This is a genomic window from uncultured Vibrio sp., from assembly GCF_947488985.1.
GTDB lineage: Bacteria > Pseudomonadota > Gammaproteobacteria > Enterobacterales > Vibrionaceae > Vibrio.
Window position 1 is genome coordinate 55,339 of the sequence record NZ_CANLBV010000002.1, and the last position, 15,000, is coordinate 70,338.

Annotated in this window: 14 protein-coding genes and 2 pseudogenes; all 16 read left to right on the forward strand. The window is 38.9% G+C overall.

Features of this window, described 5'->3' with window-relative positions:
* Positions 1–262: 262 nt before the first annotated feature.
* The 16 genes and pseudogenes from rfbB to Q1A70_RS00890 all read left to right on the forward strand — a co-directional run bounded on the left by rfbB (position 263) and on the right by Q1A70_RS00890 (position 14,812).
* Positions 263–1,360 (forward strand): dTDP-glucose 4,6-dehydratase, encoded by a 1,098-nt coding sequence (gene rfbB, locus Q1A70_RS00815; protein ID WP_299685975.1) that lies wholly within the window; start codon positions 263–265, stop codon positions 1,358–1,360.
* Complete coding sequence (gene rfbA / locus Q1A70_RS00820; RefSeq protein WP_299685978.1) at positions 1,360–2,247, forward strand: glucose-1-phosphate thymidylyltransferase RfbA; 888 nt, start codon at positions 1,360–1,362, stop codon at positions 2,245–2,247. The genes rfbB and rfbA overlap by 1 nt, the downstream gene beginning before the upstream one ends.
* The gene (rfbD, locus tag Q1A70_RS00825) at positions 2,247–3,131 is read left to right on the forward strand and encodes a dTDP-4-dehydrorhamnose reductase (RefSeq protein ID WP_299686090.1); all 885 of its coding nucleotides are present in this window, start codon (positions 2,247–2,249) and stop codon (positions 3,129–3,131) included. The genes rfbA and rfbD overlap by 1 nt, the downstream gene beginning before the upstream one ends.
* A gap of 1 nt (position 3,132) precedes the next feature.
* Complete coding sequence (gene rfbC, locus Q1A70_RS00830; protein ID WP_299685981.1) at positions 3,133–3,684, forward strand: dTDP-4-dehydrorhamnose 3,5-epimerase; 552 nt, start codon at positions 3,133–3,135, stop codon at positions 3,682–3,684.
* Between the two features lie 151 nt (positions 3,685–3,835).
* Positions 3,836–5,041: a polysaccharide biosynthesis C-terminal domain-containing protein gene (locus tag Q1A70_RS00835; protein WP_299685986.1), complete on the forward strand. Its 1,206-nt coding sequence runs from the start codon at positions 3,836–3,838 to the stop codon at positions 5,039–5,041.
* A complete protein-coding gene (locus Q1A70_RS00840) occupies positions 5,038–6,186 on the forward strand; it encodes a hypothetical protein (RefSeq protein WP_299685989.1) in 1,149 nt (382 codons plus the stop codon). The genes Q1A70_RS00835 and Q1A70_RS00840 overlap by 4 nt, the downstream gene beginning before the upstream one ends.
* A complete protein-coding gene (locus Q1A70_RS00845) occupies positions 6,186–6,851 on the forward strand; it encodes an RIO1 family regulatory kinase/ATPase (protein WP_299685992.1) in 666 nt (221 codons plus the stop codon). The genes Q1A70_RS00840 and Q1A70_RS00845 overlap by 1 nt, the downstream gene beginning before the upstream one ends.
* A gap of 32 nt (positions 6,852–6,883) precedes the next feature.
* A complete protein-coding gene (locus Q1A70_RS00850) occupies positions 6,884–8,071 on the forward strand; it encodes an O-antigen polymerase (protein WP_299685995.1) in 1,188 nt (395 codons plus the stop codon).
* A 20-nt stretch (positions 8,072–8,091) separates the two neighbouring features.
* Positions 8,092–8,949, forward strand: a complete 858-nt coding sequence (locus Q1A70_RS00855; RefSeq protein WP_299685998.1) for a rhamnosyltransferase — start codon at positions 8,092–8,094, stop codon at positions 8,947–8,949.
* Between the two features lie 219 nt (positions 8,950–9,168).
* The gene (locus Q1A70_RS00860; protein ID WP_299686001.1) at positions 9,169–9,951 is read left to right on the forward strand and encodes a glycosyltransferase family 2 protein; all 783 of its coding nucleotides are present in this window, start codon (positions 9,169–9,171) and stop codon (positions 9,949–9,951) included.
* A gap of 300 nt (positions 9,952–10,251) precedes the next feature.
* Positions 10,252–10,476 (forward strand): annotated as a pseudogene (locus Q1A70_RS00865) (transposase family protein); the annotation flags it as partial.
* A gap of 152 nt (positions 10,477–10,628) precedes the next feature.
* Positions 10,629–10,748, forward strand: a pseudogene (locus Q1A70_RS00870) (UTP--glucose-1-phosphate uridylyltransferase); the annotation flags it as partial.
* Positions 10,749–10,849: 101 nt separating this feature from the next.
* On the forward strand, positions 10,850–11,926 hold the full coding sequence (gene wecA / locus Q1A70_RS00875; protein WP_299686004.1) for a UDP-N-acetylglucosamine--undecaprenyl-phosphate N-acetylglucosaminephosphotransferase: 1,077 nt from the start codon (positions 10,850–10,852) through the stop codon (positions 11,924–11,926).
* A 494-nt stretch (positions 11,927–12,420) separates the two neighbouring features.
* Positions 12,421–13,587, forward strand: coding sequence for a nucleotide sugar dehydrogenase (locus Q1A70_RS00880; RefSeq protein WP_299686007.1), 1,167 nt, complete (start codon positions 12,421–12,423; stop codon positions 13,585–13,587).
* 9 nt (positions 13,588–13,596) lie between these two features.
* Positions 13,597–13,734, forward strand: a complete 138-nt coding sequence (locus tag Q1A70_RS00885; protein WP_299686010.1) for a hypothetical protein — start codon at positions 13,597–13,599, stop codon at positions 13,732–13,734.
* Between the two features lie 118 nt (positions 13,735–13,852).
* Entirely contained in the window at positions 13,853–14,812 is a 960-nt protein-coding gene (locus tag Q1A70_RS00890; protein ID WP_299686013.1) for a DHH family phosphoesterase, read from the forward strand.
* Positions 14,813–15,000 lie beyond the last annotated feature (188 nt).

Below are 15,000 nucleotides of genomic sequence, written 5' to 3' on the forward strand. Positions count from 1 at the left end.
GTGAGTCGTTAGCAAGTCAAAAGCGCTACAACTCACAAGCCACTGAAAGGCTGCTTTTGGCGGCCTATTGAGGCGGTTTTGAAAAAGTCAGCAAAATCTAGGTTTTATAAGGGATGGTTGAAAATAGACTGTCTCAAAATGAATAAAAAATGTCTCAGTGGCCTAATATTGACAGATAAATATTTGTGAAGTTAAGCCTCTAAAATTCTATACATATTCACGTTCGTGAGTTGTCCTAAACCGTATACTGAAAGAGAAAACTATGAAGATCCTCGTCACTGGTGGTGCTGGCTTTATCGGCTCTGCTGTCATTCGTCATATCATCAAGAACACATCTGACAGCGTGGTCAACGTTGATAAGCTCACTTACGCAGGTAATTTAGAATCTCTTATCGAAGTGGATTCGAGCGAACGTTACTCGTTTGAGCAAGTGGATATTTGCAATCGTTCAGAGCTTGACCGAGTGTTCGCAGAGCACAAACCAGATGCAGTCATGCACCTAGCGGCTGAATCTCATGTTGACCGTTCAATCACTGGCCCAGCGGCGTTTATTGAAACCAATATTGTTGGTACCTACACCCTACTTGAAGCAACTCGCGAGTATTGGAATACGCTTGAAGAAGGTGCAAAATCAGAGTTTCGTTTCCATCATATTTCGACTGATGAAGTGTATGGCGACCTTCCACATCCTGATGAAGTTCCAGAAGGCGCAGCGCTACCAATGTTCTTGGAAACAACCTCGTATGAGCCATCAAGCCCATACTCGGCATCAAAAGCATCGAGCGATCACCTAGTGCGTGCATGGCTGCGTACTTATGGTCTGCCAACTATGGTGACCAACTGCTCAAATAACTACGGCCCTTACCACTTTCCTGAAAAATTGATCCCATTAGTGATTCTTAATGCTTTAGAGGGTAAAGAGCTTCCTATCTACGGGAAAGGCGACCAAATCCGTGACTGGCTATTTGTCGAAGATCACGCTCGCGCACTCTACAAGGTAGTAACCGAAGGCAAAGTAGGTGAGACCTACAACATCGGTGGCCACAACGAGAAGAGAAACCTCGAAGTCGTCAATACGATTTGTGACATCCTAGATGCGCTAGTCCCGAAAGAGTCAGCGTATGCAGAGCAAATTACGTACGTTCAAGATCGCCCTGGTCACGATCGTCGTTACGCGATTGACTCAAGCAAAATGCAGCGAGAGCTAAATTGGACACCTGAAGAAACGTTTGAAACCGGCCTTCGTAAAACAGTGCAATGGTATTTAGATAACTCGATATGGTGCCAAAATGTGCAAGATGGTAGTTACCAACGTGAGCGTTTAGGTGTTGAGTCAACGGAAACTAAGGAAAGTGAATAATGAAAGGGATCGTTCTTGCTGGTGGCTCTGGCACACGTTTATACCCATTAACTCGTGGCGTATCTAAGCAGCTATTGCCGATTTACGATAAGCCGATGGTGTTTTACCCGATCTCGACATTAATGCTTGCGGGCATTAAAGATATTTTGATTATCACCACACCTGAAGATAATGCTGGATTTCAACGCCTACTAGGTGATGGCTCTGATTTTGGTATTAACCTTGAGTATGCGATTCAGCCAAGCCCAGATGGCTTAGCACAAGCGTTTATTATCGGTGAAGAGTTCATTGGTGATGACAGCGTGTGTTTGGTGCTGGGTGATAATATATTCTATGGTCAATCTTTTTCTAAAACACTACAAAGTGCTGCTTCAAAAGAGTCTGGCGCTACTGTTTTCGGTTATCAAGTCAAAGACCCAGAGCGTTTTGGTGTGGTTGAATTTGATAAAGACATGAAGGCCGTTTCAATTGAAGAAAAACCAGAAGTACCAAGGTCCAACTATGCAGTAACTGGCTTGTATTTCTATGATAACCGCGTGGTGGAAATGGCTAAGCAAGTGAAGCCATCTCATCGTGGAGAACTCGAAATTACCACACTCAATGAAATGTACCTCAATGATGGTTCTCTGAATGTGGAATTGTTAGGTCGTGGTTTCGCTTGGTTAGATACCGGTACGCATGAAAGTTTGCACGAAGCCTCTTCGTTTGTGCAAACGATTGAAAATGTTCAAGGCTTGAAAGTTGCTTGTTTAGAAGAAATCGCATGGCGTAACGGTTGGCTGAGCGATGAGCAAGTTCTAACTCTAGCTAAACCAATGACGAAGAACGAGTACGGCCAGTACTTGACTCGTTTAGTGACTGACGCTCAGAACAAGGCGATAAAATGATGCGAGTACTCATTACAGGTTACCATGGCCAAGTTGGTTCGAGTTTAACTGAGCAGTTAGCTAATAATGGAAATATTACAGTTCGATCTCTAGATAGAGAGCACCTTGATATCACTAACCAAGAGGCCGTAAATGCTGTAGTTGCTGAATTTCAACCTACTATCATTATTAATGCAGCAGCACATACCGCGGTTGATAAAGCCGAAGAGGAAGTCGACCTTTCTTACGCGATAAACCGTGATGGTCCTAAATACTTAGCGCAAGCCGCTCAGAGTGTTGGTGCTGCAATGCTGCATATCTCTACCGATTATGTATTTGAAGGCAATAAAGCGGGCGAGTATACAGAAACGGATACGACAAACCCACAAGGCGTATACGGTGAAAGTAAATTAGCTGGTGAGATTGCTGTCGCACAAGCATGTGAAAAACACATTATCCTTCGTACAGCATGGGTATTTGGTGAGAACGGCAATAACTTCGTGAAAACCATGCTGCGTTTAGGAGCAAATAGAGACGCATTAAGTATTGTTGGTGATCAGTTTGGCGGGCCGACTTATGCTGGTGATATCGCCAATACCTTGATCCACATAGCGAAGCGTATTGATCAAGGTGATGCTGTTGAGTACGGTGTTTACCATTACTCGGGGTTGCCTCACGTCAGTTGGTTTGACTTTGCTGATGCTATTTTTGATGTTGCCGTAGAGCAGGGAGTTCTTGCAAATAAGCCAAGCTTAACGAGTATCACCACCGACCAATACCCAACACCCGCGAAGCGCCCAAGCAATTCTCGTTTAAGTACCGAAAAAATCACGCTAGGTTTCTCGGCTAAAGCGAGTGATTGGAAGGCCGCGTTAAACAATATTCAAGCGTATACAGGCGAATAAAATGAAAGTCATTGATACTGAAATCCCTGATGTAAAAATTATTGAACCAAGTGTATTTGGTGATGAGCGAGGTTTCTTCATGGAAACTTGGCAACAAAAGAAATTCGAAGAACTAGTAACGGGAAAGCCGACTCAATTCGTACAAGATAATCATTCTAAGTCTAAAAAAGGCATTTTGCGAGGTTTGCATTATCAAACAGAAAACACCCAAGGTAAGTTAGTTCGCGTTGTATCTGGTGAAGTGTTTGATGTGGCCGTTGATATTCGAAAAGATTCACCAACGTTTGGTCAATGGGTGGGGGAGTACTTATCTGCTGAAAATAAACGTCAATTGTGGGTGCCAGAAGGGTTTGCTCATGGTTTTTATGTGACGAGTGATGAAGCGGAGTTTGTTTATAAGTGTACGGATTATTATAATCCTGCATTTGAGCAATCACTTAAGTGGAATGACTCTAGTTTGAATATCAAATGGCCAATTCATACTGATCAGCAACCACTATTATCAAAAAAAGATATGGAAGGTTTAAGCTTAGATAAGATTGCTACTATTTAGGTGAAGTGTTTTTAAGCAAAATAGCGGTGAGTAAATAATCGAATAGTGCAGTGAAATAAAACTAGTAAGGTATTTTGAATGCCTTACTTTATTGTTGTGCTAACGCACTTTCAAGCATGGTTTCTGGTGTGGTATTATAGCAAGGTTGTTTATGCGGTATTTTTTGGTATTTGCTCTTAGATTTAGCGGTTTGGCTCTCGGATTTATATTGAGTATAGTTCTAGCGCAGAATTACACAAAATTTGAATTAGGGCAGTATTTTATTTTTATTCACCTAGTTGCAATGGGTTCGATACTAATAAGATTTGGTAGTGATAATGCGTTGCTAAAATTATCACAGTACTTCAGTGTTTCTCAAAAGTACATAGCTCTTCGTATATCTTCAATTATTGCAATAAAAGTGTATGTAGCAATATTTATGTTGTTAAGTGCTGGGTATCTTCTTGGTGAAATAGATGGAAGAGTTGCAGTTCTAATTTCAATCACTTTGCTTCCTTTTAGTTTTATTAACTATTCATCGGAGTACCTAAAAGGCAATGATAATCAAAATAAAGGTGTACTATTACAAACAGTACTAATTCCTTTGATTACAATGATGTTAGTGCTGATTTATAGTTTTGATCTTATCTATATATATAGCTCTTCTATCCTAATTTGCTTTGTGATTTCAATGCTTCTTTTTAGCACTAAAGGGCAAGAAAAGCACTATAGTAGTGAGGTGATAACCGACTATCGCTCGTGCCTACAACCATTCTTTATTGTTGCAGTACTAAACTCTATCATTGCAACTATGGATTCCTTTATGATTGGTATATTTTCTTCGCTAGAAGAGGTTGCGACTTATAATATAGCAAATAAAGTTGCAATGATATCATCAGTGTTTTTAGTTATAGCCAATGGTATTATCGGTCCGATATTTTCTAATTTGTGGCAGGAAAATAAAATAGCAAGAATAAATGATATTTTTGTCAAGGTTACCATCGCTATGGCAATAGTGGCAGTATTTATATTTCTATTCTTCTTTTATTTTGGTGAGATTCTACTTATATATATTTACGGTCCAGAATACACTGGTAGCTATAAGCTTCTTGTTATACTTTCTTTTTCGCAGGCTATTATGTTAAGCACTGGTCCTGTTGCATACTTACTAATGATGACCGGATCATCTAATATTCACAGAAAATCGCTGATGATATCAGTGGTAATAAATATCGCGCTAAATTGCCTATTAATACCACACTTTGGTGCAGTTGGTGCTGCACTTGCGACTGCAATATCAATAACAATTAAAAATATATATAGCTTAGTATTAGCTAACAATAAGTTTAAATTTATTAGTAGTAGAGGATTGAAATGAGCGAATTGAACTTATTGATCATTTGGGAAAAGGGGCGTGACAAGGAAAAGATCATTCTTGATGATATGAATAAATCATTCAAGATATGTCAATGTATTGACATGAAATGGAGTGATAAACATTTTCATACGAATCTTTCAAGATTTTATGGTCAAAAACTACCAAGTGGTTCTCACAAACAGAAACATTGTGGAAGTGGTCGATTTTTGATAGTTACGTTCATTGATGAATCACCTGAATATGACTACAGAGATACATCTAGAGGGCCTGAATACGTAAATATTAATGTATTCGATAGAAAAGCACTATATAGGGAGTGGACAGGAGGTGGCCATAAGATTCATGCAACTAATGGAAAGCATGAAACGTCTCATGATTTAATGTTGCTATTAGGTAAATGTGCTAAACAGTATACTAACGATTACTCGGGAAAGTGTGAGATTGAAGCTATGTCTACCATATTTATGGACAGAGACTTGGAAGGTTCAAAAGGTTGGCGTGACTTTAAACATATGTTTTCTACAATTAACTCGTGTGCACAATATGTGGTAATGAGGAATTTTGATTCATTACCTAATGATTACAGAGTCAATGATCACGGAGATATTGATTTTTTGACAACAAACAAAGTTGATTTCGCATTCATTTTAAATGCAAAAAAAAGCAAGAGAATTTTCAGGTCAGCAGCATACGAAATATTAGTAAATGATGAATTTGTACCCTGTGATTTAAGAGAAATTGGAGATGGGTATTATGATAGAACTTGGCAAGAGAATATTCTAGATAATTCTGTAATGAATGGTGTTTTTAGTATTCCATCAAAAGAAGATTTTTTTCCTATGTTATCATATCATGCTTTAATACATAAAGTGAAGATTTCTGATGATTATCAAAACCATTTTAATCAAGAAAATATGACCATAAACTCTGTATTTGAATTCACGGAAAGCTTTATGAAGGAAAGGTCATATTTAATAACGATACCTAAAGATATAAGTGTATACCTAAATAGATCAAATGTTGATATGCTCAATGTTGATGTTGAAAAGTGCTCGACTATTGGATATATAGTCCGATTAATTAGGCAACTGGTCTTAGTTGATTTTAGGTTACGACTAGGAAAGTTAAAGCGAATGGTTATTTGATGAGAAATGTAATTTATAAAATATTAACTATATTGCAAATTGCAATCTTTTATCCTCAGCTAAAGAACTTTGGGTTTATTAACATACGATTGTTTAAATTTTCATCATGGCATCATGGGGTCGGTTACCTTACTGCTGATAACAAGCAAGGTGACAGAGTGTTTCTTAAAACATCAGGAACTTATAACGCAGCAGAATGTGAGTATTATTGTTTGACGGAATTATATAAACTTATTCCGTCGTTGATACCTGAACCAATTGAAATATTTCGTAAGTACTCTATGTCCATAGTTGCTATGGAAGCAATTGAGGGTGAAGAATTAACAAGTACGATTGTATCGCGAGAACAGTATAGGGTTTTCTGTGAGGAGGTGATTGATGCCTTGAATATGGCTGAAATCTGCCATAGAGATATACATGAAGGTAATTTGCTATTTTCAAAAAATAAAGGTTTAGTTCTGATCGATTTTGCATGGGCTATACACAAATACAACATAGAAAGAGATAAGCAACATGTAGCAAGCTTAAGAACGCTTGGTAATGAATATAAGCTAAGTAAATATACTTGGCAGGATAGTTTTTCACTTGAGAAAGTAGGTTCTAAATTATTTGATAATTCATTTAAAGTACTAAAGTACACTAAACCTTATGAATATAAGATATGATTTATTAAGAGATTACTTGCAGGATACATTTTATGCTAATAAATCCATTTGTTGTTTATGCTTTTTCATTTTTTTTAGTTATTTTGACCTACTCATTAGGTTGGTCATGGCTGCTACCTGAATTATCTACTGGATTATATGTTTTTCTATCTGTTAGCATATTCAATGCAGTTATATTGTACTGTATCACAAAAAATAAAACATATGCCTTAAGAGAAACGGAATATCAACCTCCTAACTTTAGTCGTGTTTCTAACTTTGTATTCTTTACATTACTAATCTTGCTATTGTTGAATTTTATATATGTAGGTGCTATTCCATTATTTGCCAAATTGTCTGGTTTTAATATAGATTACACTGATTTTGGTATCCCTGTTGTTTATGTAATATATGCAACTGCAGCAACAGTTTTCTCGACTGTTTTCTTCGATTTTTATTTAGTTACTGGGAAAAGAAAGTACTTGTTATTTGCTTTTGTTTTAGTTTTTTCGTTTATATTAATATTTAATCGAGGAGCAGTGATAATTTGTTTGGCTCAATTTTTTACGGTTTATTTATTAAGGAGAGGTTTAAGGCTAAAACAAATAATAATTACTTCAGTAATAGGTTTAGTTATACTTTTTTCTTTCGGTCTAGCTGGTAACTTACGTGAGAATCATGATAATGTTGCTATTGATAGTGTTACGTCTGATTTTATTTTGACATTGGGAGGGGCCAGTGATGAATTTATATCATCAGCTATACCAAAGGAATTCTTTTGGGGTTATCTTTATATAGCAACTCCGTTGGCAAACCTGCAAAATAATATAGATATGAAGAATGACTTTGATCAATACGATTCTGATAGTGTTATCTTCTATGTTTTAAATGAACTGTTGCCTGATACGATATCTAATCGAATAAATGATATCTATGGTGTAAGTAATGTTGATAATATGCGTATTGCCACTTCATTTACTGTTGGTACGTTATATGGCAAAAGCTATATGTATCTTGGTTGGCTTGGGATTATCGTAACTAATATAGTTTTTTTTATAATTTTATTTTTTTCTATACTTGTTACAACAAGACCATCATACACAGTCGCACCTTATGCAGTTGTTTGTGTTTTTGCACTATTCGCGATATTTACCAATGTAATTGCTTTTACAGGTATTTCCTTCCAATTATTTTGGGCTTTTCTCGTAAATTACTTTTTTAGAGTTAGATATAATACATAGTACTAGAGGTACATATTTTAATGAATAATGATTCTATTTTTGCAGTAATAGTAACATACAACCCAGAGGTTGCTAATTTAGAAAAGTTAGTTGGCTCACTTAAAGAAAGTAATGTTAAGTCTGTTATAGTTGATAACGGTAGTTTTTCTCGTTTCAGTTTACCGTGTGAAACATTATGGATGGAAGATAACCTCGGCATAGCAAAAGCCCAAAACGAAGGAATTAAATATTGTACTATTCATAATGCTGAGTACATTATTTTCTTTGATCAGGACTCAACAATTCCTGACTCTAATTTTATTAATCAGTTGACCCAACCCCTGATAAATGGGGATGCTAATATTACAGCGCCAATATTTGTAGATAAAGATAGAGGTTTTACTTATCCAATCGTAGAGATATTTGATAACGGTTGTAGGAAAAAACATTTCCCCTTAGAGACGCAATCGCCTTTTTGGGTAAATAATGTGATTTCATCTGGAACGACAGTTACCACTAAAGTTATGGAGCAAGTCGGAGGAATGAATGAAGATTTCTTTATTGATTATGTTGATACAGAGTGGTGTCTTCGTGCATATAACTTAGGACACAAAATTCTTGTAGTTCCACAGGCAAAAATGTTTCATTCAATAGGGGATAAGTCTCTTAAATTATGGAAGTTTTATGTACCTAAGCATAGTGCGTTTAGGCGTTATTATAGACTAAGAAATTCTTTCTTTTTGTTTAGATTGAGTCATGTTCCCAAAATAATGGCTCTTAGAGAGATTGTTTTTTCTATCGTTCATCAAAGTATTTTAATCGCAGCATCTCCGAATGAAAGGAAAGGATATGTTAAGTCGCTAATCAGAGGTGTTAAAGATGGGATTAAGCGAAGGTAAGTTGAGATAATGCAATGTTTTAATATTCATGTTAAATTTTAAAATGTGTCTAGGTAGAATGCTTGCTATGTGAACTTTTGAAAGAAGCATATTTAAAATTCTTGGGTTTACTGGTGAGCTTTAGTCGTAGGTTAGTATTTCCTTAGAGCTTTATAGGCTTATAGGTACAATCAAAGCAGATGACATTTTGATTAATTAAAAGTAAGCAAGGTTATTTTAATGTCGATTTATATTGCCGTGGTATCTCATGGACACTCAAATTTAATCAATGAACTAGGGTGTTTGGATAAATTGGTTAGAGACTTTAATATTATAGTAAAAAGTAATTTAGTAAACGATGATTTCCATCAACTAGCACAAGAAAGAAATTTCCATTGGATTAACAATAGAAGTCTTTACGGTTGTGGTTTTGGTGAAAACAATAATATTATTTTTGATTACTGTAAAAAAGAGCTAAACATGAAAGATGGTGATTACTTTGTTGTGCTTAACCCAGATGTAGTCATTGACTCAGATACAATCATCAATTTAGTTAAGGCTATGAGTCGTGGTAACATTAACTTATCTTCAATTAATTTGTACAAAGACTTTGATAATTTGATATATGACAATTCAATACGAAGGTTTCCATCCTTAAATCAGTTTGTTAAATCTTTCCTAGGATTTGGTAATAGCTCGATAATTGATAGAGATCAATTATCGAAAACAACTCAGGTTGATTGGGCTGCTGGTTCATTCCTTACCTTTAAGGTTGGTCACTATTCAAAGTTAAGTGGTTTTGATGAGAGATATTTCATGTATTGTGAAGATATTGATATTTGTTATCGTAGCTATTTAATGGGTGATAAACTAACTTATTTTCCTGAGTTTAAGGCGTGTCATTTAGCTAAGCACGCAAATAGGAAGTTGCTTTCTATGCACTTTTATTGGCATGTAAAAAGTGCAATGCGTTTCTTGCTTACTAAAGCAGGAATGACTAAGCCCAAATCTAGTTTAATTTAGACTGAATCAAGCAGGTGCCTGGATTTGAACGTAAGCGATTAATTAACCATACACACTAAGTTACCTCTACGTTTGACATAGGGGAAAATGCAGGACACCCATGTATTTGACAGGTTTCAAATCACCGACTACCCCAGGGCAAGATCATGAAAACCCCTTATGGAATAAGGGGTGACGAGTAGTCATATTTTCACTAATTAGATACTAAAGTCACAATAATCTCAATACATCTAAGATCGATTTGATGATCAGATTTAGGTGTGATCATATACTGTTTTTAACAGTAGATATTTAGCCATAATGAATGGATTAAGCCTTTTGGACCATATTTTAGTTATTCGAGACCTTCGCCAAGCTTGGAAAATAGAGCACACGCTAACCGACATTATCTTCTTAACAACTGCTGGTGCTGAAGGTTGGGAAGATTTTGGTGAAGATAATTTGCAATGGCTTAGACAATATGGTGATTTCAAACTGGGCATACCAGTACACGACACCAGTGCCCGAGTTATCAATCTTATTTCCGCTAAGCAGTTATAAGACTTTTAGCTTTAAACCTGCTTACTGAAGAAACTAGCTTCAAAGCAGGGATGAAAAGAAAGCAGAAAAAAGCGAACCGTAGCAACAGTTACCTTTCGTAAGTCCTTGCAGGACAAGGGGCTTCGTAATCTTGCTCTGGACGTTTTGGCTGTGGAAGCATCGATGGATACATCGAGGCGACAAATTACTGTTATCAAAACGTCTATCTCAAAAGCAACAAAGCCGAAATGGATAAAACAGCCTCTGAAAAGGTGTAGTGCATCCAAACTTGATGAATCGCGATGGCAGTTTTTTATTGCCTTCGCTTCATCGTTTTACTTAATTACCTTTATCTAATACTCCCAAAGAGCTTAAATCAATGTCTCTGTTTGATTACCTTATCGAACTCTCTATGTTCTTCTTTCTTTCCCTTGCGGTGTTGTATTGTATGCGTAAAGTCGGCTATGCCATTGGCTTAGTGGATAAACCGAATGCCAGAAAGCATCATGAGGGGGTGGTTCCTCTGGTCGGCGGCATATCGCTTTGTATTACCTTGTTGTACTTCTTTTACCTGAATTCGGCCGAGCTCAATAACGCAGGGGTGATAGGGTCATGCTTAGCGGTTCTGGTATTGATTGGTGTGGCAGATGACCGCTTCGATATCAGCTTTAAATTGCGCATGGGCGTGCAAGCTGTCTTAACGCTGATCGTGATGCATTATACCGGGCTAACGCTTTCTCATGTGGGTAATGCGTTTGGGTTTGGTGTTTGGGACTTTCCGGTTGTTATCGACTATGTGGTGACCATATTTGCTGTGATCGGTGCCATTAACGCCTTTAACATGGTGGATGGTATTGATGGGCTCTTGGGTGGGTTAAGCATCGTGGTTTTTACCTCGTTAGGCGTGGTGTTCTATACCCATGGGCTTGAGTTTTATACCTTCTTTATGGCCGTGATGGTGGTTATCTTACTGCCCTTTGTGCTGTTTAATTTAGGGTATTTTGGCAAACTGCGTAAAGTGTTTATGGGGGATGCCGGTAGCATGATGATCGGCTTTCTTGTGATCTGGATTTTAATCCGAGGAACACAGCCTGAACACGGCCAATATACGATTCGTCCGGTGACGGCGTTGTGGTTAATTGCGGTGCCTTTGATTGATATGATGGCCATTATGATCCGTCGTATTCGTAAAGGGCATTCTCCGTTCCAACCGGACCGAGAGCATTTCCATCACATTATGCAACGCATTGGTTTTACACCACGTGAATCCCTCGTTGTGATTTGTTCGGTACAGTTGATTTATTCTACCCTGGGTTTATTAGGTGAATACTTCCAAGTGCCAGAATACATTATGTTCTACACCATTACGCTGTGCTTCTTGTTCCACACTTACGCCATGACACACTCTTTTAAAATGGCGAAAATAGTAAGAAACTGGAAGAAGCTAGAAAGCTAGAAAGCTAGAATTTAGAAGCGAGAAAGCGAGAAACAAGACCAGCGAGTCGTTCGGTAAAATGGCGTAGCGCAAAATACGCTCAATTTAGAAAGGGCCCAACCTCACTGTGAGGTTGGGCCCTTTTTTGTTTATCTTGTGAGTTCAGGTTTCAGCTTTTGAAAGGAAAGTGAAAGTATAGGGCACTCATGTATTGGCATGTATTTGACTGCCACTTTAAATCTCAAGCTTTGCTGGATTATTTAGCTCTAGTGACAGCTTGTTTAGCTCGTGATGCCTTGTTTTGGTTCGTGAGAGCTTGTTTAGCTCGTGACGCCCTGTTTTGGTTCGTAACAGCTTGTTTTAGCTCATGACAGCCAGTTTTAGCTCATAACAGCTTTAATCAATGGTTTCCTGGTTCTCTTTGTGTAAAATGAGGGAAGAAGCAGGGTTTACTTTTTGAACATTTAAAACTAATTACTCTTTAACTAATGACTCTCTAACTCGTTGGCTTAACTATGAAAATTGCTATTGCTGGAACAGGCTATGTTGGTCTGTCTAATGCGATGCTGCTTGCTCAGCATCATGAAGTCGTTGCGGTTGATATCGTCGCTGAAAAAGTAGAGATGCTGAATAACCAGCAGTCGCCGATTGTGGACACCGAAATCAGCGATTTTCTGACCAATAAGTCGCTGAACTTCACTGCAACACTCGATAAAGAGTTCGCCTATCAAGACGCTGATTATGTCGTTATTGCCACGCCAACGGACTACGATGTAGAAACCAACTACTTTAATACTTCTTCAGTAGAAGCCGTTATTAAAGAGGTGATGGCGATCAACCCCAATGCGGTGATGGTGATCAAGTCGACCGTCCCTGTGGGCTATACCGCACGTATTAAAGACGAGTTGGGCTGTGAAAATCTGTTGTTCTCACCAGAGTTCCTGCGTGAAGGTCGCGCGCTGTACGACAACCTGCACCCATCACGTATTATCGTTGGTGAGAAAAGTGAGCGTGCTAAAGTGTTTGCCCATCTTCTTGTTGAAGGCGCAATGAAACAAGATATTGAAGTCTTGTTTACCGATTCAACCGAAGCGGAAGCGGTTAAGCTGTTTTCGAATACTTACCTAGCAATGCGCGTGGCCTACTTTAATGAGCTCGACTCTTACGCGGAATCTCATGGTTTAGATGCGCGTCAAATCATTGAAGGTGTTGGCTTAGACCCACGTATCGGTTCGCACTATAATAACCCGTCATTTGGTTACGGTGGCTACTGCTTACCAAAAGATACCAAGCAACTGCGAGCAAACTACGCGGATGTGCCTAACAGCATCATCGGCGCGATTGTTGAGGCTAATACTACCCGCAAAGACTTCGTGGCTGATTCGATCATCAAGCGTAACCCACAACGCGTGGGTATTTATCGTTTGATCATGAAATCAGGTTCCGACAATTTCCGAGCCTCGTCCATCCAAGGCATCATGAAGCGCTTGAAAGCCAAAGGCATTGAAGTCGTCGTGTATGAGCCAGTGTTAGAAGAAACAGAGTTCTTCCACTCACCAGTGATCAAAGATCTGGCCAAGTTTAAAGATATGTCAGATGTGATTGTGTCTAACCGTATGGTGGAAGAGCTGCAAGATGTCGTAGATAAGGTCTATACCCGAGATTTATTTGGTTCGGATTAACGGAATAATATGAACGCCGGTGAGTTCAAGCACGTCACAGGCATTGATTTTGTGATTTTGAGTACAGGCCTGACTTTGAATGCAGGTATAGATTCTGAATACCAAGCGCCAGTGAACCCTGAATCCACCTTCAAACTGTCGATTTAACGGCTGAAGCGCGCGCCGATTTAACGGTTAAAGCGTGCGCTGATTTTTAAAGTATGCGCCGGTTTTGTTGTGGCTGAGCTTGAAAATAAGGATATTTGTAACTTGGAGAGCGCAAATAATGCATTACGACGTATTTAATGGGGATGCGGATGGCATCATTGCACTGCTGCAACTGCGATTCGCTGAGCCAAAGGTTTCCACACTGATTACCGGTGTGAAACGTGATATCAAACTGTTAAAGCAAGTCAATATCGATACTGCCAAATCGGTGACGGCACTGGATATCTCGATGGAGAAAAACCGGCCAGAGCTTGAAGCATTGCTTGCCAATAATGTCGCGGTGTTTTATTGCGACCACCATCGCAGTGGCGATATTCCTCAGTCAGATCACCTAGATGTACTCATTAATGTCGACGCGGAAGTGTGCACCAGTTTATTGATTAACGAGCGCCTTGGTGGACAATACGCGAAGTGGGCTGTGGCTGCCGCCTTTGGTGATAACCTGTTTGCTTCCGCAGAAAAACTGGCACAAGAGATTGGCTTGACCGAATCAGAGACCGAGTTCTTAAAAGAGTTGGGGACATTGATTAACTATAACGGTTATGGTGCCACGCTCGATGACTTGCACATTGAGCCTGATCAGCTGTATTTACAACTGACGGCCTATGAAGACCCACTGTTGCTATTGGATGACGAACATTCGCCATACCATGTACTCAAACAAGGTTACCAGCGTGACCGTAATCATGTGCTGAGCATTGCGCCCATTCACTTGGATAGCCAATGTAAAGTGTTTGAGCTGCCTTGTGAAGCGTGGGCAAGACGCATTAGTGGCGTGTTTGGCAATGAACTGGCCAACCAAAGCCCAGGGCTGGCACATGCAGTATTCACCCTTAACGTAAGCGAGCAAGATTACACGGTTAGCGTACGCGCACCACTGAACCATCGCGTGGGTGCGGATGATATCTGCTCATCATTCGCAACGGGTGGTGGCCGTAAAGCGGCGGCAGGCATCAATGAACTGGCACTGGCCGATAAGCAGAGGTTTATCGAGGTGTTGAGTGAGTATTGGTGTTGATCTGGGTTTGTGACTGTGTGTGATTTCTCAAGTGTTTGTGGAGGGTGCCTTACGTTTAAATGAGAGGCTTAAACGTAAAGAGATGAGACGCTTAGATGTAAATAGATGAGAAGCTTAGTCGTAAATAGATGAAAGACTTAGAAACAAAGTGACATTTTTTCACATCCGATCCACCTACCGGCGCGGTT

What these genes read in the sequence shown, in the direction of transcription:
- rfbB (WP_299685975.1), top strand. Translation starts at nt 263, where the DNA reads ATGAAGATCCTCGTCACTGGTGGTGCTGGCTTTATCGGCTCTGCTGTC.
- rfbA (WP_299685978.1), top strand. Translation starts at nt 1,360, where the DNA reads ATGAAAGGGATCGTTCTTGCTGGTGGCTCTGGCACACGTTTATACCCA.
- rfbD (WP_299686090.1), top strand. Translation starts at nt 2,247, where the DNA reads ATGCGAGTACTCATTACAGGTTACCATGGCCAAGTTGGTTCGAGTTTA.
- rfbC (WP_299685981.1), top strand. Translation starts at nt 3,133, where the DNA reads ATGAAAGTCATTGATACTGAAATCCCTGATGTAAAAATTATTGAACCA.
- Q1A70_RS00835 (WP_299685986.1), top strand. Translation starts at nt 3,836, where the DNA reads ATGCGGTATTTTTTGGTATTTGCTCTTAGATTTAGCGGTTTGGCTCTC.
- Q1A70_RS00840 (WP_299685989.1), top strand. Translation starts at nt 5,038, where the DNA reads ATGAGCGAATTGAACTTATTGATCATTTGGGAAAAGGGGCGTGACAAG.
- Q1A70_RS00845 (WP_299685992.1), top strand. Translation starts at nt 6,186, where the DNA reads ATGAGAAATGTAATTTATAAAATATTAACTATATTGCAAATTGCAATC.
- Q1A70_RS00850 (WP_299685995.1), top strand. Translation starts at nt 6,884, where the DNA reads ATGCTAATAAATCCATTTGTTGTTTATGCTTTTTCATTTTTTTTAGTT.
- Q1A70_RS00855 (WP_299685998.1), top strand. Translation starts at nt 8,092, where the DNA reads ATGAATAATGATTCTATTTTTGCAGTAATAGTAACATACAACCCAGAG.
- Q1A70_RS00860 (WP_299686001.1), top strand. Translation starts at nt 9,169, where the DNA reads ATGTCGATTTATATTGCCGTGGTATCTCATGGACACTCAAATTTAATC.
- wecA (WP_299686004.1), top strand. Translation starts at nt 10,850, where the DNA reads ATGTCTCTGTTTGATTACCTTATCGAACTCTCTATGTTCTTCTTTCTT.
- Q1A70_RS00880 (WP_299686007.1), top strand. Translation starts at nt 12,421, where the DNA reads ATGAAAATTGCTATTGCTGGAACAGGCTATGTTGGTCTGTCTAATGCG.
- Q1A70_RS00885 (WP_299686010.1), top strand. Translation starts at nt 13,597, where the DNA reads ATGAACGCCGGTGAGTTCAAGCACGTCACAGGCATTGATTTTGTGATT.
- Q1A70_RS00890 (WP_299686013.1), top strand. Translation starts at nt 13,853, where the DNA reads ATGCATTACGACGTATTTAATGGGGATGCGGATGGCATCATTGCACTG.